Origin of the sequence: Actinophytocola xinjiangensis (assembly GCF_001921215.1) — a bacterium.
GTDB classification, from domain to species: Bacteria; Actinomycetota; Actinomycetes; order Mycobacteriales; family Pseudonocardiaceae; genus Actinophytocola; species Actinophytocola xinjiangensis.
The window spans coordinates 116959-140747 of record NZ_MSIF01000004.1 but is presented as its reverse complement, the minus strand read 5'-3'; the positions used below and the strand labels follow the sequence as shown (position 1 = coordinate 140747).

Sequence of the window (23789 nt, the reverse complement as noted above, 5' to 3'; positions counted from 1 at the left end):
TGTGGGGCGATAGCGTCCCTGCCATGACCAACCAGCAACGGCTCGCCGTGGGTGATCCCGCCCCGGACTTCCGTCTCCCGGACAGCACCGGCGCCGAGGTCTCGCTCGCCGATTTCCGCGGCCGGCACCTCGTCGTCTACTTCTACCCGGCCGCGGGCACGCCGGGCTGCACCAAGCAGGCCTGCGACTTCCGGGACAACCTGGCCGAGCTCAACGACGCCGGGTTCGCCGTGGTCGGTATTTCGCCGGACAAGCCGGCCAAGCTCGCGAAGTTCACCGCCGAGGAGGGTCTGACCTTCCCGCTGCTGTCCGACGAGAGCCGCGAGGTGATGATCGCGTGGGGCGCCTACGGCGAGAAGCAGAACTACGGCCGCACGGTCACCGGTGTGATCCGTTCGACGTTCGTCGTCGATCCGGACGGCACGATCGCCGAGGCGATGTACAACGTGCGAGCGACCGGACACGTGGCGAAACTTCGCCGGGATCTGAAGGTCTGACCATCACGACCTGGTCGCAGTGACGACCTGACGGCAACCCGACCCAGGGTTTCGGAGTACGTCACGGGCGCCCGGGAAGTTGCCGCCCTGGCCGGCCAACTTCGCTCCGCGAGTTGGCGTGGTTATGGGCATGCGTATTTTCACCCGCCTGTCGCTGATCGTCGTTCCGCTGTGCCTCACCGTTTCCTGTGGAGTCGCTTCCGGGAGCGGACCTGTCGTACTGGAGCCCGTACCCGGGTGGACCGCGCCGGCGGAACCGACCGGGGCGCAACCGACGGGGGCGGGGTCGAGACCCGGGTCGATCGACCCGGAGGCGGTGCGCCGGGCGGCGGTCGACGCGGAGCCGGACACGGTGCTCGGTGCCGTGGTCGTCGACCGGGTGACCGGCACGTTGCCGTTGGCCATCGACAGCGACCGCCAGTTCCGGTCGGCGTCGCTGGTCAAGCTGTTGATCGCGATCGATGCCGTCGAACGTGACGCGGATGAGCAGGACCGCGAGCGGCTGGCCACGATGCTCACCCTCAGCGACGACATGCTGGCGAGCGCGTTCTGGATGAGCGGCGGCGGCCCGGACATCGTGCGCCGAACCAGCGCCGCCATCGGTCTGACCGGCACCGAGCCGCCGGATGATCCCGGACGGTGGGGCGAAACCCTGCTCACCCCGGCCGATGTCGCGCGCGTCTACGACCACGTGCTGCGCCTGCCGGCCGCCGACCGGGACCTGATCGTCGACGCCCTGGCGCGGACGCCCCGGGTCGCGGCCGACGGGTTCGACCAGCACTTCGGGATTCCGGACGGGCTGGCCTCGCCGTGGGCGGTCAAGCAGGGCTGGGGCAACAACGACACGACCGAGGTGCTGCACAGCACCGGGTTGGCCGGGCCGCAGTGGCGCTACATCGTCGTGTTGCTGACCGAGCACCCGAGGGCGGCGCGGTGGTCGGACTCGGCGCGGGCGGTGACCTCGGCGGCGGCCGCGCTGCACGGGCACCTCCCCGGCATTTAAATATTGACTTATATAAGCAGTCGCTGTCACACTGTCGCGGTCCACGACACCGAGGAAGGACTCGACGAGATGCTCGATATCGCCGGCCAGCTCAAGGCCATCCACCGGGAGGTCGGCACGCGCCCGGCCGAGGACGGCGAGGAGGTGGGCGTGCTGCTGGCCCGCACCTACGACACCTCGGCCGAGGACCTGTGGAGCGCGATGACCGACCCCGAGCGGATCCGCCGGTGGTTCTACCCGGTCAGCGGCGACCTGCGGGCAGGCGGGAACTTCCAACTGGAGGGCAACGCCGGCGGACAGATCCTGACCTGCGAGCCGCCCACCCTGCTGCGCGTCACCTTCGGCGGCCCGACCAGCGTGGTCGAACTGCGCCTGACCGCCGACGGCGAGGGCACCCGCCTGGAACTCGAACACACCGTGCCGATCGCCATGGCCGGCAGCGGCGCGGGCGCGCTGTACGTCGGGCCCGGCTGGGACGGGGCCTTCCTGGGGCTGGCCCTGTTCGTCGACGGCGTGTTCACCGACGACCCGCAGGCCGCCGCGATGTCCCCGGAGGCGATCGAGTTCTCCCGCCAGTCGGTGGAGGAGTGGACATCGGTCGTGGACGGTTCGGGAACGGCCGGGTCCGAGGAGATCGCGGCGGCACGGCAGGCGTCACTGGCCCAGTTCGCACCGGGCGAGAGCTGACGGATCGCCCTCAGGCGTGGGAGAGGGCCTTGAGGTGCGGCAGGAGCAGACGTAGGGCCCGTCCCCGGTGGGAGACCGCGTCCTTCTCGGCCGCGGTCAGTTCGGCGGAGGTCCTGGTCTCCCCGTCGGGCAGGAAGATCGGGTCGTAGCCGAAACCGTTGGTGCCCCGGGGTCCGCGGACCAGCGAGCCGGGCCACTCTCCCCGGACGATGATCTCCGTGGTGTCCGGCAGGACCAGCGCCGTCGCGCAGACGAAACGGGCCGTTCGCCGCTCGTCGGGGATGTCGGTCAACTGTTCCAGGACCAGGTTGAGGTTCGCCGCGTCGTTCTTCGCGCGCCCGGCCCAGCGGGCCGACAGGACGCCGGGCATGCCGTTGAGCGCGTCCACGGAGATACCCGAGTCGTCGGCCACCGAGGGGAGACCGGTGGCCGCGACCGCCTCGCGGGCCTTGGCCACGGCGTTGTCCTCGAAGGTGGCGCCGGTCTCGGGGGACTCCGGGTAGGGCGCCACCTCGTCGAGGCCCAGGACCTCGACACCGGCGCCCGCCAGGATCCTTCTGAGCTCGGCGAGTTTCTTGGCGTTGCGGCTGGCCAGCAGGAGTTGGGTCACGGTCGCGGCTCCGGGAGTGTGCCGGGGTACGGCTCGGCGAGGGCCTGGGCCTGCCGGGTGTTGATCTCGGCGCAGCCGGCCAGGGCCAGGTCCAGCATCTTGTCCAGTGTGGACCGGGTGAACGTCGCGCCCTCGCCGGTGCCCTGGACCTCGATGATCGTGCCGGCGTCGGTCGCCACGACGTTCATGTCTACCTCGGCGCGGGCGTCCTCCTCGTAGGGGAGGTCGAGGCGGACCCGGCCGTCGACGACGCCGACGCTGATCGCGGACACCGCGCAGGACAACGGTTGCGGGTCGGCGAGGCGGCCGGCCGCGCCGAGCCAGGTCACGGCGTCGGCCAGGGCGACGTAGCCGCCGGTGATGGCCGCGGTCCGGGTGCCGCCGTCGGCCTGGACGACGTCGCAGTCGATCACGATCGTGTTCTCGCCCAGTGCCGCCAGGTCGATGCAGGCGCGCAGTGAGCGGCCGATCAGGCGGCTGATCTCGTGCGTGCGGCCGCCGACCCGGCCCTTGATCGACTCGCGGTCGCTTCGGGTGTTGGTCGAGGACGGCAGCATCGCGTACTCGGCGGTGACCCAGCCGAGGCCGGAACCCTTGCGCCAGCGCGGAACCCCCTCGGTCACGCTCGCCGCGCACAACACCCTGGTCTTGCCGAACTCGACCAGCACCGAACCGGCCGGCCATTCCTGGAAGCCCCGGGTGAGCTTGATGTCCCTGAGTTGCTCGTCGTTCCTGCCATCGCTTCGTGCCACCGGGTCACCCTACGACTGTGGTCGGTCCCGCATTGACGGGACCGGCGGGGAGGAGGAGAGTTCATCATGCGATGAAATTCGGAGGGGGTCATGGGCAGGCATGGTGCACACCGACTACTGACCCCGCTCAAGGCCGTCGCGGTGGTCGCGTTGCTGATCATCGCCTGGCTGGGCCTGCGTGACCGGCTGCCCGGCGTCACCGAGATCACCGACGCCCTCGGCGCCGCCGACCCCACCTGGCTCGCCGTCGCCCTGGCCGCCGAGGTCCTGTCGCTGGCCATGTTCGCCCGCCAGCAGCGCCGGCTGCTCACCGCCTTCGGTGTCCGGCTGACCCGCCACCGCGCGCTCGCCCTCGCCTACACCCGCTCGGCCATCGCCATCAGCCTGCCCGGCGGCTCGGCCCTCTCGGCCGCCTACGCCTTCCGCCAGTTCCGGGTCAGCGGCGCCAGCCGGCACACCGCCGCCACCGTGATGGTGCTCTCCGGGCTGCTCTCGGTCGCCGCCCTCGCCCTGCTCTACCTCACCGGCGCGCTGGCCGCCGCCGTGATCCAGCTCAACCAGGCCTGGAACCAGCACCCGGTGCTGACCAGGGTCACCGTCATGCTGGCGCTGGCCATGCTGAGCTTCGTCGGCCTGCTGGCCTGGCGTTCTGGCGCGGCCCTGCGCCCGGTCCGGCGGCGGCCGGCGCGCCGCCACCGGGTCCTCGGGCCGGTCCTGGACGCCGTCGAACGCGCCCGCGCGGTCCCCGCCCGGCACTGGGCGCCGGCCACCGGCGCGGCCCTGGCCAACTGGCTGGCCGACCTGCTCTGCCTCTACGCCGCCGCCCGCGCCTTCCACCTGCCCCTGGACCCGGTCACCCTCGGTGCCGTCTACCTGACCGTGCAGCTCGTCCGGCAGGTCCCGCTCACCCCCGGCGGCATCGGCGTCATCGAACTGAGCCTGCTCACCGGCCTGGTCGCCGCCGGCGCCGGCGAGGCCCCGGCGGCGGCGACCGTGCTGGTCTACCGGCTGCTCTCCTGCTGGCTGATCATCCCCGCCGGGTTCGCCACCTGGCTGGGTCTGCGCAGGTCACACCTCGTAGGAGCCGCCCTGGACGACCAGTTCGGCCGGTCCGGTGAACTCGGCGCGGGCCTCGGCCAGGACGGCGTCGCGGTCGGTCCACGGCGGGACGTGGGTCACCAGCAGCCGGCCCACCCCGGCGGTGGCGGCCAGGCGGCCGGCCTGGGTGCCTGACAGGTGCAGGTCCGCCGGCCGGTCCGCCGCGTCGGTCCAGGAGGCCTCGGCCAGCAGCACGTCGGCGCCGGCGGCCAGCTCGTCCAACGCGGGCGACGGGCCGGTGTCCCCGGTGTAGACCAGCGACCGTCCGTTGTGGACGATGCGGAAACTGTAGGCCTCACAAGGATGTGCCGCCGTCACGACGTCCACCGCGAACGGTCCGATGCGCACGGACCGCTCGATCCGGCGGAAGTCGAACACGTCGGACAGGTCGGTCACCGCCCGGTCCGCCTCGTCCGGGCAGTAGGCGGCGACGAACCGCGACGGCGCCTCGGCCGGCGCGAACACCGGCAGCCGGTGCACCCGAGGATCCCTGGTCGGCGCCGGGTGGTAGCGGCGCAGGACCGTCAACGCGGAGAAGTCCGCGCAGTGGTCAGGGTGCAGGTGAGAGAACACCAACGCGTCCAGGTCGAACGGGTCACGCCGGGCCTGCAACTCGGCCAGCGTGCCGTTGCCGAGGTCGACACCGAGCAGGAAGTCGTCGGCCTCCAGCAGATAACCGGACGCGGGGGCGCGCGGCCCCGGGGCGCTGCCTGAGCAGCCCAGGACGAACAGCTTCACGCGGCACACTCTGGCATATCGGCCCACTTCCCGTCTGTGTCAGGTGAGACCGACCGGCGCGAACGCGCCCAGACCCGGCCCCAGGAACCGTCTGGCGAGCCTGGCGAACGGCTCGGCCGGCCCGGTGGCGATCAGCGCGTGGTGCGGCTCCACGTTGTCCGCCAACAGATCCTGCTCGGTCAGCACCCGCACGACGTCGTTGGCGGTCTCCTCCGCGCTGGACACCAACGTCACGTCGTTGCCCATGACGATCTGGATCACCCCGGCCAGCAGCGGGTAGTGGGTGCAGCCCAGCACGACCGTGTCCACGTCGGCCTGCTGGAGCGGCTCCAGGTAGGCCTGGGCCAGGCCCAGGATCTGGCGCCCCGAGGTGATCCCCCGCTCCACGAAGTCCACGAACCGGGGACACGCCGCGCTCGTCAGCTCGATGTGCGGAGCGGCGGCGAAGGCGTCGTCGTAGGCGCGCGACCGGACCGTGCCGGCCGTGCCGATCACCCCCACCCGCCCGCTGCGGGTGCTGGCCACCGCCCGGCGCACCGCCGGCACCACGACCTCCACCACCGGGATGTCGTAGCGCTCCCTGGCGTCGCGCAGACACGCCGCCGAGGCCGTGTTGCAGGCCAGGACCAGCATCTTCACCCCACCGGCCACCAGGTCGTCGGCCACCGCCAGCGCGTGGCGCCGAACCTCGGCGATCGGCAACGGGCCGTAGGGCCCGTTGGCCGTGTCGCCGACGTAGCGCAGGCGCTCGCCGGGCAGCTGGTAGGTGATGGCGCGGGCGACGGTCAGACCGCCGACACCGGAGTCGAAGACTCCGATTTCCTGTTCGCGAGCGAGACGATCCACGCCGCCAGAATGCCACCCAACGCGCCGAAGAGGTGACCCTGCCACGAGATGCCGGGGTCACCCGGCAGGACGCCCAGCAGCGTGCTGCCCCAGTACAGGAACAACACCACGGCGACCGCCAACTGCCCGAAACTCCGCGTGAACAGACCCCTGACCAGCAGGAACGCCAGCCAGCCGAAGGCGATACCGGACGCGCCGACAGTGATGCCCTCGGCGCCGGTCAGCCACACGCCGATGCCGCTGGTCAACCAGACGGTGGCGGTCACCGCGATCCACTGGCCAAGGCCCCCGGACATCGCGAGGAAGCCGAACAGCAGGATCGGCAGGGTGTTGGAGAACAGGTGCGCCCAGCCGTGGTGCAGCAGCGGCGCGAAGAGGATCCCGTCCAGGCCGCCCACGGTGCGGGGCTCGATGCCGAACTGGTCGAGGTCGGCGGAGGTCGTGGCGTCCACGATTTCCAGGACGTAGAGCAGGGCGGTGAAGGCGGCGACTACGATCCCCGCCTGGAGCAGGTTCGGGGGAAGGACCTTCTTGACGGGTTGCGTGGTCACGCCCTCGAGGCTACGTGGGGCCCGGGGTTCCCGGGTCAGGGTTTTCCCCGGGTTTCTGAGCCGCCCTGGAGCAGGGTGGTGGTGTCAGGCCCAGAGGTGGCCGTCGAGCCTTTCGGCGGCTTCGTCCAGGGAGCCGGCGTAGGCGCCGGTCGACAGGTACTTCCAGCCGGCGTCCGCCACGAGGAAGACGATGTCCGCCGTGGTGCCCGCGGTGGTCGCCTTGTCGGCCGCCGCCAGGGCGGCGTGCAGGATGGCGCCGGTCGAGATGCCGGCGAAGATTCCCTCTGTTTCCAGGAGTTGGCGGGTTCGCCGGAGGGCGTCGTAGGAGCCCACGGAGTAGCGGCCGGTCAGGACCTCGGGGTCGTAGAGTTCCGGGACGAATCCCTCATCGAGGTTGCGCAGGCCGTAGACGAGTTCGCCGTAGCGGGGTTCGGCGGCGATCACCTGGATATCGGGCTTGTGTTCGCGCAGGTAGCGGCCGGCGCCGACGAGGGTGCCGGTGGTTCCCAGGCCGGCCACGAAATGGGTGACCGTCGGCAGATCACGCAGGATCTCCGGGCCGGTTCCGTGGTAGTGGGCGCCGGCGTTGTTGGGGTTTCCGTACTGGTAGAGCATGACCCAGTCGGGGTTCTGCTTGGCCAGTTCCTTGGCCCGCCGGACAGCCTCGTTGGAGCCGCCGGCGGCCGGCGAGTTGACGATTCTGGCGCCGTAGGCCTTGAGCAGCGCCCGCCGTTCCTCCGACGTGTTCTCCGGCATGACGCACACCAGGCCGTAGCCCTTCAGCTTCGCGGCCATGGCCAGGGAGATGCCGGTGTTGCCGGACGTGGGCTCCAGAATGGTGCTGCCGGCCCGCAGGACGCCGTCCTGCTCGGCGGCCTCGATCATTCTCAGGGCCACTCGGTCCTTCACCGAACCCGTGGGGTTGCGGTCCTCGAGTTTGGCCCACAGTCGCACCTCGGGCGACGGGGACAGCCTCGGCAGACCCACCAGCGGGGTGTTGCCGAGGGCGTCCAGGAGTGAGTCGAAGCGCGCCAACGGAGTCAGCCTCCGGCTACGGCCGGGAGGATCGTCACGTTGTCGCCGTCGGCGATCGACGCCGCGAGACCGCCGGAGAAACGGACGTCCTCGTCGTTGACGTACACGTTGACGAACCGGTGCAGCGTGCCTTCCTTGACCAACCGGGACTTGAGCCCGCCGTGGTTGGCCTCGAGGTGGTCGATCACCTCGGCCAGGGTCGCGCCCTGCGCCGACACCTGCTTCTCACCACCGGTGTGGGTGCGCAGGATCGTCGGGATCGAGACGGTGACGGCCATGTCTTACTACCTCCGCTGCTGGAACTTCCTACCTGGAGAGACGTTTTTCGGCGCGCCGGTATTTCACCCGGGCACGACCTCCACCGGCTCCTCGGTGACCTCGCCGTCGAGAATCCGGTACGACCTCAGCTCGTGCCGGTCGGGGTCACGGGTGCCGATGAGCACGTAGTGCGGCGGCGCGAGGAACTGCGCGTACTCACCCGCCCGGGCGATGTCGGTCCGCGACGGGTAGGGCTCGGTGGCCGTGTGTGAGTGGTAGATCACCACCGGCTCCTCGTCCTTGCCGCTCATCTCCCGGTACACGACGTTCCACTCGGTGGCGTCGAACTGGTAGTACGTCGGCGAGCGGGCGGCGTTGAGCATCTCGATGATCCGCTGGGGCTCGTCGGAGCCCTCCGGCCCGGCGAGGATGCCGCACGCCTCGTCCGGGTGGTCGCGGCGCGCGTGCGCGACCATCGCCGCCACCAGGTCCTCGCGTATCCGAAGCACGGCCCAATCTTAGGTCCTGGAACCGGTGTTCCCACTGGTTGAGACGTTCCAGGCGTCCCGGTAGGCGGGCAGGCCGGCCAGTGACGTGGCCGACAACACACCGTGGACCACGGCCCTCGCGAAGACCTCGGCGGCGGCCGCGCACAGGCGGTCCAGGCCGGCCGCCCGGGCCACCGGACCGAACGGGGCGTCGGCGGCGACCAGCGGGCGGGCCCTGGTCGCGGCGGCGAACACGGTGTCGCCGTCGAACATCGAGTGGGCCGGGCGGATCGCCCTGGCGAGACCGTCCTGGGCGGCGACGGCGATGCGGCGGCACTCGGTCTTCGTCAGGTCGGCGTCGACCGCCACCACGCCGACCGTGGTGTTCAGGTCGGTGCGCGGCGCGGTCGGGACGTCGCCGGGGCGGTCGGGCCACGTCACGCCGAACTCGCCGTCGACCTCGTGGTCGGCGGCCCACGGCCTGCCGGTCGAGGGGTCCACGGCCTCGCCGGCGGCGTTCACCACGGCCAGCGCGCCAACGGTGAAGCCGTCGACCTCGGCACTGGCCGTGCCCACCCCGCCCTTGAGGGACCCGACGCGCGCACCGGTCCCGGCGCCGACACAGCCCTGGGCGACCCGGCCGGACGCGGCCAGCGTGCACGCCAGGTAGCCGAAGTCGGCGTCCGGCCGGTTGCCCCAGTCCGACCGGGGCAGGTCGAAGATCACGGCGCCGGGGACGATCGGCACGACCTCGTGCTCGCCAGCGCCGATCCGCATGCCCCGGTGCCGCTCGTCGAACCAGCGCATCACGCCGTCGGCCGCCGCCAGCCCGTAGGCCGACCCGCCCGACAGGCACACCGCGTCGACCTGGTCGACCAGGTTCTCCGGCACCAGCAGGTCCGTCTCGCGGGTGCCGGGCGCCCCACCTCGGCCGTCGACCGCGCCGGAACTGCCCGGCGGCAGCAGCACGACGGTCGTGCCGGTCGCCCAGCCGTCGCCGATGCGCTGGTGGTGGCCGACCTCGACGCCGGCCACGTCGGTGATCGCGTTAGTCCGCATCCGACAGCGCCAGCACGAGGTGTTCCTGCAGCCAGGTCAGCCACTGGTAGACGCCCAGGTGCGGGCTGCGCGGGTCGTCCTCGGGCAGTTCGTCGGGCATGTCGTCGGTGACGCCGAGCGTGGTGCCCAGCGCCAGCCGCACGTCGTTGACCGCCGAGAGCCACGCCTGCGCCTGCTCCAGCGACAGCTTCACCAGGCCGCCGTCGGGCGGGCAGGTGTCCAGCACCACCCCGGCGACCCCCGACTTGTGGTCCAGCAGCTCCGGCTCGTGCAGCGAGCGCAGCGCGGCGGCGGAGTCACGCTCCTCCTGGGACGGGCCGTCGCCGTCCATGCGGTGGAAGTCGGGCAGCAGGCGGGACAGGATCGGGTCCTCCGGCGCGGTGGTGGCGCCGGTGCGGATACCGGTCAGCTCGGCCAGCTCGTCCTGCGGGGTGTCGGCCAGCCGCGCGCGCAACATGCCGTCGATCTGGGTGACCAGCCCACGAAGGACTGTCGACTCGCGACGGTCGATCTTGGTGGTGATCGTGTCGCCGACACGCTCCCAGGGGATCACGACTCGTGCTGCATGGTCGCCCACAAGCCGGCCGCGTGCAGCTTCGCGACGTCGCCCTCCACCTTCTCCTTCGAACCGGACGACACGATCGCCCTGCCCTTGTGGTGCACGTCGAGCATCAGCTTGGTCGCCTGCTCCCTGGAGTAGCCGAACAACTTCTGGAACACGTAGGTCACGTAGGACATCAGGTTGACCGGGTCGTTCCACACGATGGTCTGCCACGGCCGGTCCTCGACCGCGAACTCCGACCCGGCCGGTTCGACCTGTGTCTGCTCCTGCTCGACAGGCAGCGATGTGCGCACGGACATCCCGACCGACATACCGACCATGGTGGCATGTCTAGGCTGACCGTTCATGACCGGATCCGCCAACAGCACGGCGTTGCTCACCGACCACTACGAGCTGACGATGGTGGCCGCCGCGCTGGCCGCGGGCACCGCGGACCGTGCCTGCGTGTTCGAGACCTTCGCCAGGCGGCTGCCCGACGGCCGCCGCTACGGCATCGTCGGGGGCACCGCCAGGGTGTTGGAGGCGATCAGCCGGTTCACCTTCGGGCCCGACGAGCTGCGTGAGCTGGCCGAGCGCGAGGTCGTCGACGAGGCGACGCTGGAGTGGCTGGCCGACTACCGGTTCAGCGGCGACGTCGACGGGTATCCCGAGGGTGAGCTGTACTTCCCCGGCTCGCCGCTGTTCACCGTGCGCGGTGGTTTCGCCGAGGGCGTGCTGTTGGAGACCCTCGTGCTCTCGATCCTCAACCACGACAGCGCCATCGTGTCGGCCGGCGCGCGGATGGCCAGCGCCGCCAACGGCCGGCCGATGATCGAGATGGGCGGGCGGCGCACGCACGAGCAGGCGGCGGTCGGCGCGGCCCGCGCCGCCTACCTGGCCGGGTTCGCCACCACCTCGAACCTGGAGGCCGGCCGCACCTACGGCATCCCCACCTCGGGGACCTGCGCGCACGCGTTCACCCTGCTGCACGACTCCGAGCGCGACGCCTTCGCCGCGCAGGTCGCCCGGTTCGGGCCGGACACCACGCTGCTGGTCGACACCTACGACATCACCGCCGGCATCGAGACCGCGATCGAGGTCGCCGGACCCTCGTTGGGCGCGATCCGGATCGACTCCGGTGACGTGGGGGTGCTGGCCCGTCAGGCCCGCGCGCAGCTGGACTCCCTCGGCGCGCGCAACACCCGGATCGTGGTCTCCGGCGACCTCGACGAGTACGCCATCGCGGCGCTGCGCGCCGAGCCGGTCGACGCCTACGGGGTGGGCACGTCGCTGGTGACCGGTTCCGGGTCGCCGACGGCCGGGATGGTCTACAAACTGGTGGAGGTCGACGGTCGCCCGGTGGCCAAGCGCAGCTCGCACAAGGAGTCCCGGGCCGGCCGCAAGGCCGCGTTGCGCCGGCACAAGCCGACCGGGACGGCACTGGAGGAGGTCGTGTACGTGACCGCGGACGGGCAGCCGCAGCGGGGCGAGCACGACCGTGAGCTGGTGGTGCCGATGCTGCGCGACGGACAACCCGTGGGTGCGCCGCCCACGCTGGACGAGTGCCGCAGGCGTGTGCGCGACGGGCTGGTGAGCCTGCCGTGGGAGGGCCTGAAGCTGTCCAACGGTGACCCGGCCATCCCGACCGTGTACCAGTGAACGGAGACAGGCAATGGGTAAGGCCCTGATCGTCGTCGACGTGCAGAACGACTTCTGCGAGGGCGGTTCGCTGGCGGTGGCCGGCGGTGCCGCCGCGGCCGTCGCGATCACCGAACTGATCCGCGCGGGTGGCTACGACCAGGTCGTCGCCACCCGCGACTACCACATCGACCCTGGCGCGCACTTCAGCGAGACGCCCGACTACGTCGACTCGTGGCCGCCGCACTGCCGGGCTGGCACGGCCGGCGCGTCGTTCCATCCGGAGCTGGACGTGTCCGGGGTGTCGGCGGTGTTCTCCAAGGGCGCCTACGCGGCGGCCTACTCGGGTTTCGAGGGCGCTGACCTGGACGGCACGTCGCTGGCCGACTGGCTGCGGGCCCACGACGTGACGGCGGTCGACGTGGTCGGGGTGGCCACCGACCACTGTGTGCGGGCCACCGCGCTGGACGCGGTCCGCGAGGGTTTCACCACGGCCGTGCTGTTGGACCTGACCGCCGGGGTCGCCAGGGACACGGTCGACAAGGCGCTGCGTGACCTGACGTCCAACGCCGTCACGCTGACCGGCACCCCGGCGGTCGCACCCGGGTAACGCGCCGCCGCGCCCCCGCCAAGTAGGGGTAAAGAGCAGTGGAGGCGCGGATGGACGAGCACGACCTGGCCGGCATCGGCCAGGACCCTGACCTGTTCGAGGTGTTCTATCGCGAACACCTCGAACGGGTGCAGCGTTTCGTGGCCCGCCGGGTCGCGGACCCGCACCTGGTCGCGGACCTGACGGCCGAGGTGTTCCTGGCGGTGGTCCGCTCGGCGGACACCTACCGGCCCGACCGGGGCAGCGTCGTGGGCTGGCTCTACGGCGTCGCGCACAACGTGGTGGCCGCCGAGCGCCGGCGCCGGGCCCGCGAACACCTGGCCAACGAACGCGCCGCCGGCCGCCGTGACCTCACCGACGAGGACCTGGCCCTCCTGGACGACCGCATCGACGCCGAGTCCCGCGCGAGGGAACTGGGCGCCGCGATGGACGAGCTCACCTTCGTGGAACGTTCGGTGCTGGCGCTGGTGGCCCTCGACGGCCTCACGGTGAAGGACGCCGCGCTCGCGTTGGGCGTCACCCAGGTCGCCGCCCGTGTCCGTCTGCACCGGGCCAAACGCGTTCTCCGCGACCGCCTCACGCCCACCACCCCCACCCTGGAGGTCACGTTATGACCCAGCTGAGCCCTTTCGAGCAGAACCTGCTGGCCGAGCTGCGCCAGGCCGTGACCGAGCAGACCGGTTCCCGGGCCGCCGACGTGCCGTCCCCCCGGGGCCGGGCCAGGCCGCGCACGCGGATCGCGCTCGTCGCCGTCGGGGGCGGGCTGCTCTCCGCCGGCCTCCTGGTCGGCCCGCCGGCGTTCGAGGGTGTGCGGACCCCGGCGGCCAGCGCCGTGGAGACCAACGAGGACGGCACGGTCACCGTCATGGTCACGCGGCCGCAGGACGCCGCCGAGGTGGAGCGTGCACTGGCCGAGCGGGGCGTCGCCGCCGAGATCGACCTCGCCCCCGACGGGATGACGTGTGTGAACACGCCGCCGCGCTACGAGCGGGACCCGGCCGTCGACGAGCTGGCGGTGGGCCGGATCGTCTCGTCCGGCGACGGGTCGTTCTCCCTGACCCTGCGCCCCGACCATCTCCGGGGCAGGACGCTGGTCGTGGAGCACAGCGCGCGCGTCGAGGAGTCGGGGATGTGGACGACCACCACGGTCGGCATGAGTGTCGGTGTCGCGGTCGGGCCGGTGGCTCCCTGTGAGCTCGTGGCGGCCGGCGGGTGAGGGGGACGGATGCCTCCGCCGGGCTGACGGGGCGCAGAGGTACGGTTCCGCTGTGCCGTCCACCACCGAACTACCTGGCCTGTCCGAGCTGCTCTCGACCGCGGTGGCGGCGGTCGGCGGCACGGAACGGCCGGGCCAGGTCGAGATGGCCGAGGCGGTCGCGCGGTCCATCCGGACGGGTGATCATCTGGCGGTGCAGGCCGGCACCGGCACCGGCAAGTCGCTGGCCTATCTCGTCCCGGCGCTGCGCTACGCGGTGGAGCGGGAGGCGACGGTCGTGGTGTCCACGGCAACGATCGCCCTGCAACGCCAGCTGGTGGACCGCGATCTTCCCCGGTTGGAGAAGACACTGGCCAAGCCCCTGGGGCGCAAGCCGACGTTCGCGATCCTCAAGGGCCGGCGCAACTACCTGTGCCTGAACAAGCTCGACAGCGGCATGCAGGACGAGCCGGAGGACGAGGCGCTGTTCGACCCGTTCCAGATCTCCGCGCTGGGCCGCGAGATCACCCGCGTGCGCGAGTGGGTGTCCGACACCGAGACCGGTGACCGCGACGAGCTGGTGCCGGGGGTGAGCGAGCACGCCTGGCGGCAGGTGTCGGTGACCGCGCGGGAGTGTCTGGGGGCGGCCCGCTGCCCGATCGGCACCGACTGCTTCGCCGAGAAGGCCCGCGCGGAGGCCGGCCGGGCCGACATCGTGGTCACCAACCACGCGTTGCTGGCCATCGACGCTTTGCAGGGTTTCCAGGTGCTGCCCGAGCACGACCTGGTGATCGTCGACGAGGCGCATGACCTGGTGGACCGGGTGACCTCGGTGGCCACCGGCGAGCTGACCTCGGCGGCGGTCAGCGCGGCGGCCCGCCGGTCGGGCCGGGTGGTCGACCAGGAGATCGCCGACCGGCTGTTGGAGGCCGGCGACGGGTTCAGCGCGATCCTGGAGGACGTGCGCGACGGGCGGCTCGACGAGCTGCCCGAGCCGCTGGCCGGGGCGCTGGCGGTGGTGCGGGACGCGGCCCACGCGTGCATCACCAACCTGGGTCCGGAGCGGCCGGCCGACGCCGACGTGGCGACCGCCCGCAAGCTGGCCCTGTCCCAGCTCGACGAGGTGCACGACACGGCCGTGCGGCTGCTGCGCGCGTTCGACCAGGACGACGCCCACCGCCACGACGTCGTGTGGCGCACCGGCGACGGTGGTTTCGGGCCGTCCCGGCCGCCGGCGCTGCGGGTGGCGCCGCTGGCGGTGTCCGGGCTGCTGCGGGAGCGGCTGTTCGGCCTGCACACGACCGTGTTGACCTCGGCGACGCTGACCCTGGGCGGCACGTTCGACTCGATGGCCCGCTCGTGGGGGCTGCCGCCGGAGAACCAGGGCGCGAGTACGAAGGCCGAGGGCGCGGCGACCGACAAGTCGCCCGAGGGTCCCCGGTGGACCGGCCTGGATGTCGGTTCGCCGTTCGACCACGCCCGCTCCGGCATCCTCTACCTGGCCAAACACCTGCCGCCGCCGGGTCGCGACGGGCTCCAGCCGTCCTATCTGGACGAGCTGGCCGAGTTGATGGACGCGGCCGGCGGCCGCACGCTCGGACTGTTCTCGTCGATGCGCGCGGCCAAGCAGGCGACCGAGGCGCTGCGTTCCCGCACCGACGTCCCGATCCTGTGCCAGGGCGATGACTCGACGGCCCTGCTGGTCCGCAAGTTCGCCGAGGACGAGGCGACCTGCCTGTTCGGCACGCTGTCGTTGTGGCAGGGCGTGGACGTGCCCGGCCCGTCGCTGTCGCTGGTCGTGGTGGACCGGATCCCGTTCCCGCGCCCGGACGACCCGCTCGCCTCCGCCCGCCAGCGCGCCGTGGAAGCCCGTGGCGGCAACGGTTTCCTGTCGGTGGCCGCGACCCACGCGGCGTTGCTGCTCGCCCAGGGCACCGGCCGGCTGCTGCGTTCCAACCACGACAAGGGCGTGGTGGCGATCCTCGACCCTCGGTTGGCGACCGCGCGCTACGGCGGGTTCCTGCGTGCGTCGCTGCCCGACTACTGGACCACATCCGACCCGGAGATCGTTCGGGCGGCCCTGCGCCGGCTCGCCGCCGCGAACTGATCGAACAGGAGAAGCACCCGTGTCAACACATTCCGGTATCACCGTCGACGACGACGGCGTCCGCCGGTTACTGGCCGACGGCACCGAGGAGTCGGTGACCTGGGCCGATCTCGCCGAGGTGGCGATCAGGACCACACCGGAGGGCCCGTGGAAGGAGGACGTGTTCTTCCTGCTGGTCCGCGCTGGCGGCGGTGGCTGCGCCGTCCCGGCCGGCGACCCGTCGGCCGACGACCTGATGAACCGCCTCCAGTCCATGCCCGGTTTCGACAACGACGCCTTCGTGGAGGCCATGACCACGCCCGAGGACGGCCTTTTCGTGGTCTGGCAACGCAAGCCGTAACCAACCGGGCACACTGGCGGGGTGGCGGACCTCGACCCTGACCTCATCGCGGCCATCGTCGTTCCCGCTGGACTGGATCTGAACATCTCCTCGAGGCTGCTCGTGGCCTTGGAGCGCAACGGGATCGACATGGGTCAGCTGCTGTCCCGGAACGACCTGGCACTCCCGCTGCCTCTGGTGGCGCCGGTGGTGGAGGCTGTCCTGCGGGAATTCACCTCGATCCTGCGGCAGCTGCCGGGTAGCCCAGTGGTGCCCATCGCGGTGGCGACCGGACCGGGCACCTCGGAGGCGATCTCGTCGGCGAAGAACCTGCTCGGGGTCGAGGGCGTCGACCGGGCGGTCCTCGAGACGCCGGCGCCCTCGGTGGTGGCAGTGCTGTCCCCTGCGGTCGCCGCCTTCGTGACCGGGGGTTCGTCCCGGCGGACGATCGCCGTGGACGGAGCCTGGTTGTACACGTACATGCCGGAGGGGTGGCCTGGCATCCCGCTGACCTGCGTCACGGTCACGGCCGACGGGCACTGGGTCATCACCGGTCACCAGGACGGCTCGGTGCAGCAATGGAGTGTGCGGACCGGGTCCTGGTCCGATCGGTACCGCGACCCGTTCCCCGCCCCCGTCCGGCAGATCGTCCTGGGGCTCGACGGTGAGCTGGTCTTCGTCGTGGACGACGGCGGTGAGCACCGGGCAGTGGCCACGACCCCCGACCGCAACCGGCTGGCCCACGGACTCCGCAACGGCGAGATCCACCTGCCCGAAAACGCCGGCACGACGGTGCTGCGGGCCCACTCCCAGCCGCTGCGCGCGCTGGCGTTCACCCCCGACGGCCGCTGGTTGTTCGCCGCCGATACCGGGTCCGGGATCTTCCGCTGGCCGACCGACGACTCTGCCCGGCCGACGCCGATCGACGCCGGCTCCGTCGACGCGCTCGCGGTCACCGCCGACGGCGGGCTGCTGGTCTGGAACGACGACGTGGCGCTGCACGCCGCCGACCTGCGCACCGACCGGGTCCGCACGGTCACCGCCGGGGCCACCTGCTTCACGCTGACCCCGTTCGGGCGCCAGGTCGTCACCGGGCACCCGAACGGCCATGTGCAACGCTGGGACCTGGACACGGGCGAGCCGATCGGCGGGCCGCTCGACGCCGGCCCCGGGCCGGTCGGCGCGGTCACCACCACGCCCGACGGGCGGCTGATCATCGCCGGTGGCGAGTCCGGCGAGCCGACCCGCTGGGACGCCTACACCGGCGAGCAGGTCACCGGGCTGTTCGAGCCGGCGCCGGATCTGCTGGCCGAGGTGGTCAGCGACCTGGAGAGCGAGACCGACGCGCTGGGCATCACCGGCGACGTGCACACCCTGGCGGCCGTGCTGGCCGCGTTGTCGACCAGACCGCCGCTGTCGGTGGCGCTGCTGGGCACGTGGGGTGCGGGCAAGTCGAGCTTCATGCGTCAGCTGCGCGCCCAGCTCGACCTGCTGGCCAGGAGTTCGACCGGCGAGCGCGCGGTGTTCGCGGCGAACGTGCGGCAGGTGACGTTCAACGCCTGGCACTACAGCGACGACCACCTGTGGGTCGGCCTGATCGAGCACCTGTTCCGCGAGCTCGCCACCCCGCTGGCCCCGCCGGCCGCCGAGCTGCGCGAGCTGACCGACCAGCTCGCGGCCGACGACGACGAACGCGAGCGCCTGGAACACGACCTGCGGGACGTGGAGCGGATCGAGGCCCGCCCCGGCCTGTTCGCGCCGCTGCGCAACGCCCTGGTGTTGCGGGCGGCGCTACGTGGCCGTTGGCTGTGGCTGGCGGTGGCGTTGCTGGTCGGCGTGGGTCTGGTGGTGCTGGCTGTCCAGTTCGGCCAGGGCGTGCTGACCTGGGTCGCCGGCGCGTTGACCCTGCTCGCGCCGGTCGTGACGCTGACCCAGGGCGTCGGCCGCTACACCGAGCAGACCAGGAACGACCTGATCCGCCGCCGCGACCTGCTGGACGCGACCATCCGCGTCACCAACGAGTCGCTCGACGAGCTGGACCCGTCGCGCCGGCTGGACCGGCTGCTGGCCGAGATCAGCACGGCCGACCGCTACGCGAGTTTCCGTGGTCTGACCGGTCGCATCCACCACGACCTGCGCCGCCTGAGCGACGACCTGGCCGCGGCCCGCGCCCGCTGGGACGGCACCGGAACCCCGCCGCTGCAACGGATCGTGCTCTACGTCGACGATCTCGACCGGTGCACCCCGGCCAGGGTGGTCGACGTGCTGCAGGCGGTGAACCTGCTGCTCACCATGGACCTGTTCATGGTGGTGGTGGCCGTGGACCCCGAGTGGCTGGTCGCGGCGCTGCGCGCCCACCACGGGGACCTGCTCGACGTCGAGGGCGCCGGCCCGGTGGCGTACCTGGACAAGATCTTCCACATCCCGTTCGCGCTGCGGCCGATGGGCGATCGCGCGGCCGACCTGCTGCGTTCGCTGTTGCCCCAGGAACCCGCGCCCGCACCGGCCGTGACACCGGCCGTGGCAGCACCGGCACCCGCGCCCGAGCGACAGCCGGTGGTCACGATGGCCGACCCGCCGGCCCTGCGCGCGGCACGGGTGAGTGCCCGGTCGGAAGGTCTGCGGATGACCGCCGCCGAGCGGGATTTCCTCACCCGACTCACCCCGCTGCTGCCCACACCGAGATCGGTCAAGAAACTCGCCAACCTGTACCGGCTGCTGCGACTTTCCCTGCCGCCGGCGGCGCTGCCGGAATTCCTGGACGGCTCCTACCAGGCCGCCGCGCTGCTGCTGGCGGCGATCACCGGTACCCCGCACGAGGCCCGCGCCCTGCTCACCGGTCTCGACGGCGAAGGCGAGGACATCGTGGATGTCCTGCGCGCCAACGACCTCGGCGTCGCGACACGTCTGGCGGACCTGATCACCGCGCTGCGCGAGAAAACTTCCGTGTACGGCGACCCGCCCTCCTACCGGCGTTGGGCCGTCCAGGTCGCCCGCTACGGTTTCGGTACCCATGATCTTTTCGTCGGGCAATAATTCCGCCGGCGGAATTGTCAACCTGATCCGCGAGCACGCGTTGCCATTGCGACCAACCTGGTCAACGCCCCCGATCGGCGCTACCTCGGCTTTGTGACCACTAACTAGCGTCGTTGCCAACCAGTTCCCCCACAGGCGGAATAGGACTGTTGGAAATGACGAACAATCCGCACAAAATATCGGTACCGGACCGCCCGGGTGACGTCGCGGTCGCCGAGGACCGGGACACGAGCTACGCGGCCGGGGCGTCGGTCGAGGCGACGGCGGCCGGGACGTCGCTGCTGTCGAGCACACCGGGTCTGCACCTGGTGCGCCGGTTCTCCTTCGGCCCGACCCCGCAGCTGGTCGGCTGGACCCGGATCGTCGGCGCCACCCGGTGGTTCCACCAGCAGCTGCGCCCCGGGCGGATCCCGGACCCGCTGGCCGACCACGTGTGGCGGTCGTTCCCGCTGGCGGGGATGGACACGCGCCAGATCGCGGCCGAGACCGACGCGGGGACCACCACCGCGCAGGTCCAGTACTACACGGCGACGCTGGGGCGTCAGCTGTGGAGTACCCGCCAGGTCCTGGAGGTCATGGTCGACTTCTGGGGGAACCTGCTCAACGTGCCGATGCCGAACCCGAGTCTGTGGCATCTGGCCGGTCCGTACCACAACGAGGTGATCCGCCGGCACGCGCTGGGCCGTTTCCGCGACATGCTGCACGCCGCGATGCGGCATCCGGCGATGTTGCGCTACCTGTCCAACGACGTGTCGAAGAAGTCGTCGGTCAACGAGAACCTGGGGCGTGAGCTGCTCGAACTGCACACGGTCGGCATCAACGGCGGCTACACCGAGACCGACGTGCGCAACAGCGCCTACATCCTGACCGGCCGCACCATCGACGGCGACGGGTTGTTCCGCTACGACCCGGCCCGCCACTACACGGGCGCGGTGAAGGTCCTGGGGTTCAGTGACGCCAACGCCACCGCCGAGGGCGGCCTGGCGGTCGGCGACCGTTATCTGGCCTACCTGGCGACCCATCCGGCCACGGCCCGGTTCATCGCCCGCAAGCTGGCCGTCCGGTTCGTCGCCGACAGTCCGCCCAAGTCGCTGGTCGACCGGCTCGCCAAGGCCTACCTGGACAACGACACCGCGATCGGGCCGGTGTTGCGCGCGCTGGTCGGCTCCGAGGAGTTCGCCGGCGCGGTGGGTGCCAAGACCCGGCGTCCGCTGGAGAACACCACCGCGACGGCCCGCGCGTTGGGTGTGTGGCCCGACGGGGACACGATGACCCAGGGCCTGACCGGCCTGATGAGTCACCTGACCCAGGTGGGGCACCGCCCGCACGGCTGGCAGGGCCCGGACGGCTATCCGGATGTGGCCGCCGCGTGGAACTCGGCCGGCACGATGCTCAAGCAGTGGAACCTGCACCGCCGGTTGACCGACAACGCGCTGGCCGGGTTGCGGCATCTCGGCGCGGACCGGCTGGTTCTGTTCGTGCCGCGCGGGGTCGACGACTACCTCGACGCGTTGAGCGACCGGTTGGTGTTCCAGGCGTTGACGCCGGCTCACCGCGCCGGCCTGCGCGCCTACCTCGGTCCTGATGTCACCACCGGGGCGCAGGCGCACGAGCACGCCGCCGCGCTGGCCGCCCTGATCCTCGATTCCGCGTACTTCGCCCTGCGCTGAGAAGGCACCTGACACATGACTACTTCACCGAATCCCGCCGAGCGGGCCACCGCGAGCCCATATCCCGAGCGGGTCGCCGAGAGCCTGCATCCCGACTGCCCCGACCTGTCCCGTCTGGGGCCGACCCCCGCCGACGCGCTGCTGCGGGCCAAGGCCGCCCGGGCCGAGCACGACGACGAGCGGCGGACGTCGATCTGGAGCCGGGGTTTCACCCGCCGGCGCCTGATCGCCGGCGCCGGCATGGTCGGTGTGGCCGGCATCGGTTCCCAGCTGGTCACGACGCGGGTGTCGTTCGCCGCGCCGGACCCCGAGACCCAGGCCGCGACCAACACGCTGGTGGTGATCTTCCTGCGCGGCGGCCAGGACGGCCTGTCGATCCTCGTGCCGGGCGCCGACGAGCACCTGACCGGGGCGCGGCCCAACATCCGGGTGCCGGCCGGCGCCCTGGTCCCGCTGACCCGGGGTTTCGGCATGCACCCCGCGCTGGAGCCGCTGCGCGGGTACTGGAACGCCGGCACGTTCAGCATGGTTCCCGCACTGTCCACACCGGACTTGTCGCGCAGTCATTTCCAGGCCCAGGACTGTCTGGAGCGCGGCGGCAGGTCCAGCACGTCGATCACCTCCGGCTGGCTGGACCGCACCCTGACCGAGTTGGGGGCTGGCACGACGTTCCGCGCGATCTCCGAGTCGACGACGCTGCCCCGGGCGCTGGTCGGCCCGAGCAACGCGATCGCCATGACCGGTATCGACAGCTTCAAGCTCAGTGTCGGCGCCGCCACCCGCGCGCGGACGACCGAGGCCCTGGAGCGCCTCTACACGGGTTTCACGCATCCGCTGCGCACCCAGGCGTTGACGACGCTGCACGCCCTGGACGCGGCCGCCAGGATCCAGTCGACCCCGTACACGCCGGGTGAGGGCTATCCGAACAACTCGTTCAGCAAGTCGCTGCAGGACATCGCCCGCCTGATCAAGAGCAACGCCGGTCTCCGCGTGGCGTGCGTTGATCTCGGCGGCTGGGACATGCACACCGGCCTGGGCACCATCGACACCGGCGACATGCAACGCCTGCTGAAACCACTCGGCCAGGCCCTGGCGGCCTTCGCCAAGGATCTCGGCAGCGCCCTGGGCCGCACCACGGTCCTCACCATGACCGAGTTCGGCCGGCGCCTGCGGGAGAACGCCAGCGGCGGCCTCGACCACGGCCACGGCTCGGTGGCGATGCTGATGGGCGGCGGTCTCAAGCCGAAGTCCATCGCCGGCGCGTGGCCCGGCCTGGCACCGGACGTGCTGGTCAGCGGTGACGTACCGGGCAGCAACGACTTCCGCGACCTGCTGGGCGAGGTGCTGGTCAAGCGTTTCGGCCTGACCACGGCCAACCTCGGCCGCATCTTCCCCGACCACTCCTACCGGGCTCTGGGCGCCTTCGCCTGACCCCCGCCGGGGGCGGCCCCCAGGCCGTCCCCGGCGGGTTGGGGCGTCACGGCTCACGAGGCTCGGCGACGGGCAGGGTGGCGGCGAGGTCGCGCAGGTCGGTGAGGGTGTCGGCGAGGGCGACTTGCTCGGCGTCGGTCAGCGCGACCGCGGCGGCGCGGGTCAGGAACTCCCTGGCGCCGTCCGGATCGTCGGTCCTGACGGCGAGTTCGGCCCGGTAGGCCAGGGCGTTGACCAGGTCGACGGGCGTCGCCGTGGCGTCGTCGCGGGCGAGTGCGCCGTCGAGGATGCGCACGGCCTGGTCCGCGGTCCCGCGCGAGTCGCCCATGACCACGGCGCTGTCCAGGGACTTCCCGAGCCGGCTGCGGGCCGGTTCGGAGGCGGAGCCGGCGGGGGCGGCGTGGATCCGGATCCAGTTGCCGCCAGGGTCGATGACGGCGAAACCGGACATGTTGTCGGCGTTCTTGCGCCGGCGCGGGCGGGTCATCCGGGGGATGCCGGTGACCAGGATCTTGCCGTGGGCCGCGCGCATCCCCTCGGCGAAGGCCCGGTACAGCTCCCCGGTGTCGGGCGCGATGACCAGGCAGGACCCGTAGGAGTCCTCGGGGTTGAAGTCCGGGAGCACGAAGAAGTGCAGGTTGATGTCCTCGCGCCGCACCGACACGTGCGGGTAGGGGCGGGCCTGGTAGGAGGTCCGGGTGAACCCCAGCATCGTGTAGAACGCCTCGATCTCGTCGATGTCCGGGCAGGGCAGCAGGGGCACGGTGATCTCGTTGGCCATGCGGCCACCGTACACTGTACCGAAAGCTGTACGGTACGCTGTACGGACGCAGCAGGAAGGCACGCAGTGGCTCGACGTTCCCCGGCACCCGACCTGGCCCGCAGCATCTACCTGCTGTGGGGCCACCACCCCGGCCCTGGCCGCTCGGGCCTGACGGTGCCCGCGATCGTCGCCGCCGGGATCGAGATCGCCGACGTCGACGGCCTGGACGCGCTGTCGATGCGCAAGGTCGCCGACCGGCTGGGCGTCGGCGCGATGTCGCTCTACGGCCACGTCCCCGGCAAGGACGACCTCACCGCACTGATGGTCGACGCCGTCCACGCCGAGCTCTACGACCAGGACGTCACGGCCGCGACCCGGGTCGGCGACTGGCGGGCGGCGATGCGGTTCGTCGCCGAGCGGAACTGGGCGCTCTACCAGCGGCACCCGTGGCTGCTGGAGATCCGCTCGTCGCGGCCGACCCTCGGCCCGCACGTCAGCCGCAAGTACGAGGTGGAACTGCGCCCGCTGGACGGCATCGGCCTGTCCGACATCGAGATGGACGCCGCCCTCACCCTGGTGCTCAGCCATGTCGACAGCACGGCCCGCGCGCACCGCAAGGTCTCCCGCACCCGGACCGAGTCCGGCATGACCGACGCGCAGTGGTGGGCGGTCGTCGCCCCGGTCCTCGACCAGGTCATGACCGACGACGACCTCATCGTCTCCGCCCGCGTCGGCGGCGCGGTCGGCGCCGAGTTCGATGCCGCCCAACACCCCGAGCACGCCCTGACCTTCGGCCTCGACGTCATCCTCGACGGCATCCAGGCCCGAATCACGCCAGGCTGAGCCGCCCGGGACCG

General features: G+C 71.7%; 25 protein-coding genes and 1 pseudogene. 14 read left to right on the top strand and 12 right to left on the bottom strand.

Going from position 1 to position 23789, the window contains the following annotated elements; translation table 11 throughout:
* Window positions 1-23: 23 nt before the first annotated feature.
* The 3 genes from bcp (at window position 24) to BLA60_RS11120 (ending at window position 2187) form a co-directional block, all read left to right on the top strand.
* Entirely contained in the window at window positions 24-497 is a 474-nt protein-coding gene (gene bcp, locus BLA60_RS11130) for a thioredoxin-dependent thiol peroxidase (protein WP_075132750.1), read from the top strand.
* A gap of 130 nt (window positions 498-627) precedes the next feature.
* Window positions 628-1500, top strand: coding sequence for a serine hydrolase (locus BLA60_RS11125; protein ID WP_075132749.1), 873 nt, complete (start codon window positions 628-630; stop codon window positions 1498-1500).
* A 69-nt stretch (window positions 1501-1569) separates the two neighbouring features.
* Complete coding sequence (locus tag BLA60_RS11120; protein ID WP_075132748.1) at window positions 1570-2187, top strand: SRPBCC family protein; 618 nt, start codon at window positions 1570-1572, stop codon at window positions 2185-2187.
* Between the two features lie 10 nt (window positions 2188-2197).
* Here the strand turns inward: BLA60_RS11120 and rdgB are convergent, their stop codons facing one another.
* Window positions 2198-2797 carry an RdgB/HAM1 family non-canonical purine NTP pyrophosphatase gene (gene rdgB / locus BLA60_RS11115; protein ID WP_075132747.1) on the bottom strand — a complete coding sequence of 200 codons (600 nt, stop codon included), beginning with the start codon at window positions 2795-2797 and terminating at the stop codon, window positions 2198-2200.
* Complete coding sequence (gene rph / locus BLA60_RS11110) at window positions 2794-3549, bottom strand: ribonuclease PH (RefSeq protein WP_075132746.1); 756 nt, start codon at window positions 3547-3549, stop codon at window positions 2794-2796. The genes rdgB and rph overlap by 4 nt, the downstream gene beginning before the upstream one ends.
* 90 nt (window positions 3550-3639) lie before the next feature.
* Here rph and BLA60_RS45445 point away from each other — a divergent pair.
* Window positions 3640-4584 (top strand): annotated as a pseudogene (locus BLA60_RS45445) (lysylphosphatidylglycerol synthase transmembrane domain-containing protein); the annotation flags it as partial.
* A 33-nt stretch (window positions 4585-4617) separates the two neighbouring features.
* Here the strand turns inward: BLA60_RS45445 and BLA60_RS11100 are convergent.
* From BLA60_RS11100 to clpS, 9 genes are all read right to left on the bottom strand, one after another.
* A complete protein-coding gene (locus tag BLA60_RS11100) occupies window positions 4618-5385 on the bottom strand; it encodes an MBL fold metallo-hydrolase (protein ID WP_075132744.1) in 768 nt (255 codons plus the stop codon).
* A gap of 39 nt (window positions 5386-5424) precedes the next feature.
* Window positions 5425-6231, bottom strand: a complete 807-nt coding sequence (gene murI / locus BLA60_RS11095; protein ID WP_075132743.1) for a glutamate racemase — start codon at window positions 6229-6231, stop codon at window positions 5425-5427.
* On the bottom strand, window positions 6171-6782 hold the full coding sequence (locus BLA60_RS11090; protein WP_075132742.1) for a rhomboid family intramembrane serine protease: 612 nt from the start codon (window positions 6780-6782) through the stop codon (window positions 6171-6173). Before BLA60_RS11090 ends, murI begins: the two co-directional genes overlap by 61 nt.
* A gap of 84 nt (window positions 6783-6866) precedes the next feature.
* Complete coding sequence (locus BLA60_RS11085; protein ID WP_075132741.1) at window positions 6867-7817, bottom strand: PLP-dependent cysteine synthase family protein; 951 nt, start codon at window positions 7815-7817, stop codon at window positions 6867-6869.
* A gap of 5 nt (window positions 7818-7822) precedes the next feature.
* Entirely contained in the window at window positions 7823-8095 is a 273-nt protein-coding gene (locus BLA60_RS11080; RefSeq protein WP_075132740.1) for a MoaD family protein, read from the bottom strand.
* Window positions 8096-8158: 63 nt separating this feature from the next.
* Window positions 8159-8584, bottom strand: a complete 426-nt coding sequence (locus tag BLA60_RS11075; protein ID WP_075132739.1) for a M67 family metallopeptidase — start codon at window positions 8582-8584, stop codon at window positions 8159-8161.
* A gap of 9 nt (window positions 8585-8593) precedes the next feature.
* A complete protein-coding gene (locus tag BLA60_RS11070; protein ID WP_075132738.1) occupies window positions 8594-9622 on the bottom strand; it encodes a P1 family peptidase in 1029 nt (342 codons plus the stop codon).
* Window positions 9612-10175, bottom strand: a complete 564-nt coding sequence (locus BLA60_RS11065; protein WP_075132737.1) for a DUF2017 domain-containing protein — start codon at window positions 10173-10175, stop codon at window positions 9612-9614. The genes BLA60_RS11070 and BLA60_RS11065 overlap by 11 nt, the downstream gene beginning before the upstream one ends.
* Window positions 10172-10495, bottom strand: a complete 324-nt coding sequence (clpS, locus tag BLA60_RS11060; RefSeq protein ID WP_245811933.1) for an ATP-dependent Clp protease adapter ClpS — start codon at window positions 10493-10495, stop codon at window positions 10172-10174. The genes BLA60_RS11065 and clpS overlap by 4 nt, the downstream gene beginning before the upstream one ends.
* 34 nt (window positions 10496-10529) lie before the next feature.
* On the opposite strand from clpS, the gene BLA60_RS11055 reads away from it, so the two are divergent.
* The 9 genes from BLA60_RS11055 (at window position 10530) to BLA60_RS11015 (ending at window position 22169) form a co-directional block, all read left to right on the top strand.
* Window positions 10530-11822 carry a nicotinate phosphoribosyltransferase gene (locus tag BLA60_RS11055; RefSeq protein WP_075132736.1) on the top strand — a complete coding sequence of 431 codons (1293 nt, stop codon included), beginning with the start codon at window positions 10530-10532 and terminating at the stop codon, window positions 11820-11822.
* Between the two features lie 13 nt (window positions 11823-11835).
* Window positions 11836-12411 carry an isochorismatase family protein gene (locus BLA60_RS11050; protein ID WP_075132735.1) on the top strand — a complete coding sequence of 192 codons (576 nt, stop codon included), beginning with the start codon at window positions 11836-11838 and terminating at the stop codon, window positions 12409-12411.
* Window positions 12412-12461: 50 nt separating this feature from the next.
* Window positions 12462-13025: an RNA polymerase sigma factor gene (locus BLA60_RS11045; RefSeq protein ID WP_075132734.1), complete on the top strand. Its 564-nt coding sequence runs from the start codon at window positions 12462-12464 to the stop codon at window positions 13023-13025.
* On the top strand, window positions 13022-13627 hold the full coding sequence (locus BLA60_RS11040) for a hypothetical protein (protein ID WP_075132733.1): 606 nt from the start codon (window positions 13022-13024) through the stop codon (window positions 13625-13627). The genes BLA60_RS11045 and BLA60_RS11040 overlap by 4 nt, the downstream gene beginning before the upstream one ends.
* A 52-nt stretch (window positions 13628-13679) precedes the next feature.
* Window positions 13680-15713, top strand: a complete 2034-nt coding sequence (locus BLA60_RS11035; protein WP_075132732.1) for an ATP-dependent DNA helicase — start codon at window positions 13680-13682, stop codon at window positions 15711-15713.
* Window positions 15714-15732: 19 nt separating this feature from the next.
* Window positions 15733-16053 (top strand): hypothetical protein, encoded by a 321-nt coding sequence (locus tag BLA60_RS11030; RefSeq protein ID WP_075132731.1) that lies wholly within the window; start codon window positions 15733-15735, stop codon window positions 16051-16053.
* Window positions 16054-16074: 21 nt separating this feature from the next.
* The gene (locus BLA60_RS11025) at window positions 16075-19068 is read left to right on the top strand and encodes a P-loop NTPase fold protein (RefSeq protein ID WP_075132730.1); all 2994 of its coding nucleotides are present in this window, start codon (window positions 16075-16077) and stop codon (window positions 19066-19068) included.
* Between the two features lie 155 nt (window positions 19069-19223).
* Window positions 19224-20738 carry a DUF1800 domain-containing protein gene (locus BLA60_RS11020; protein ID WP_084734825.1) on the top strand — a complete coding sequence of 505 codons (1515 nt, stop codon included), beginning with the start codon at window positions 19224-19226 and terminating at the stop codon, window positions 20736-20738.
* Window positions 20739-20753: 15 nt separating this feature from the next.
* Window positions 20754-22169 (top strand): DUF1501 domain-containing protein, encoded by a 1416-nt coding sequence (locus tag BLA60_RS11015; RefSeq protein ID WP_075132729.1) that lies wholly within the window; start codon window positions 20754-20756, stop codon window positions 22167-22169.
* Between the two features lie 46 nt (window positions 22170-22215).
* Here BLA60_RS11015 and BLA60_RS45440 read toward each other — a convergent pair whose 3' ends face one another.
* Complete coding sequence (locus BLA60_RS45440; protein ID WP_075132728.1) at window positions 22216-22950, bottom strand: VOC family protein; 735 nt, start codon at window positions 22948-22950, stop codon at window positions 22216-22218.
* Between the two features lie 66 nt (window positions 22951-23016).
* On the opposite strand from BLA60_RS45440, the gene BLA60_RS11005 reads away from it, so the two are divergent.
* Window positions 23017-23775, top strand: a complete 759-nt coding sequence (locus tag BLA60_RS11005) for a TetR/AcrR family transcriptional regulator (protein WP_075132727.1) — start codon at window positions 23017-23019, stop codon at window positions 23773-23775.
* The last annotated feature ends 14 nt before the right edge of the window (window positions 23776-23789 follow it).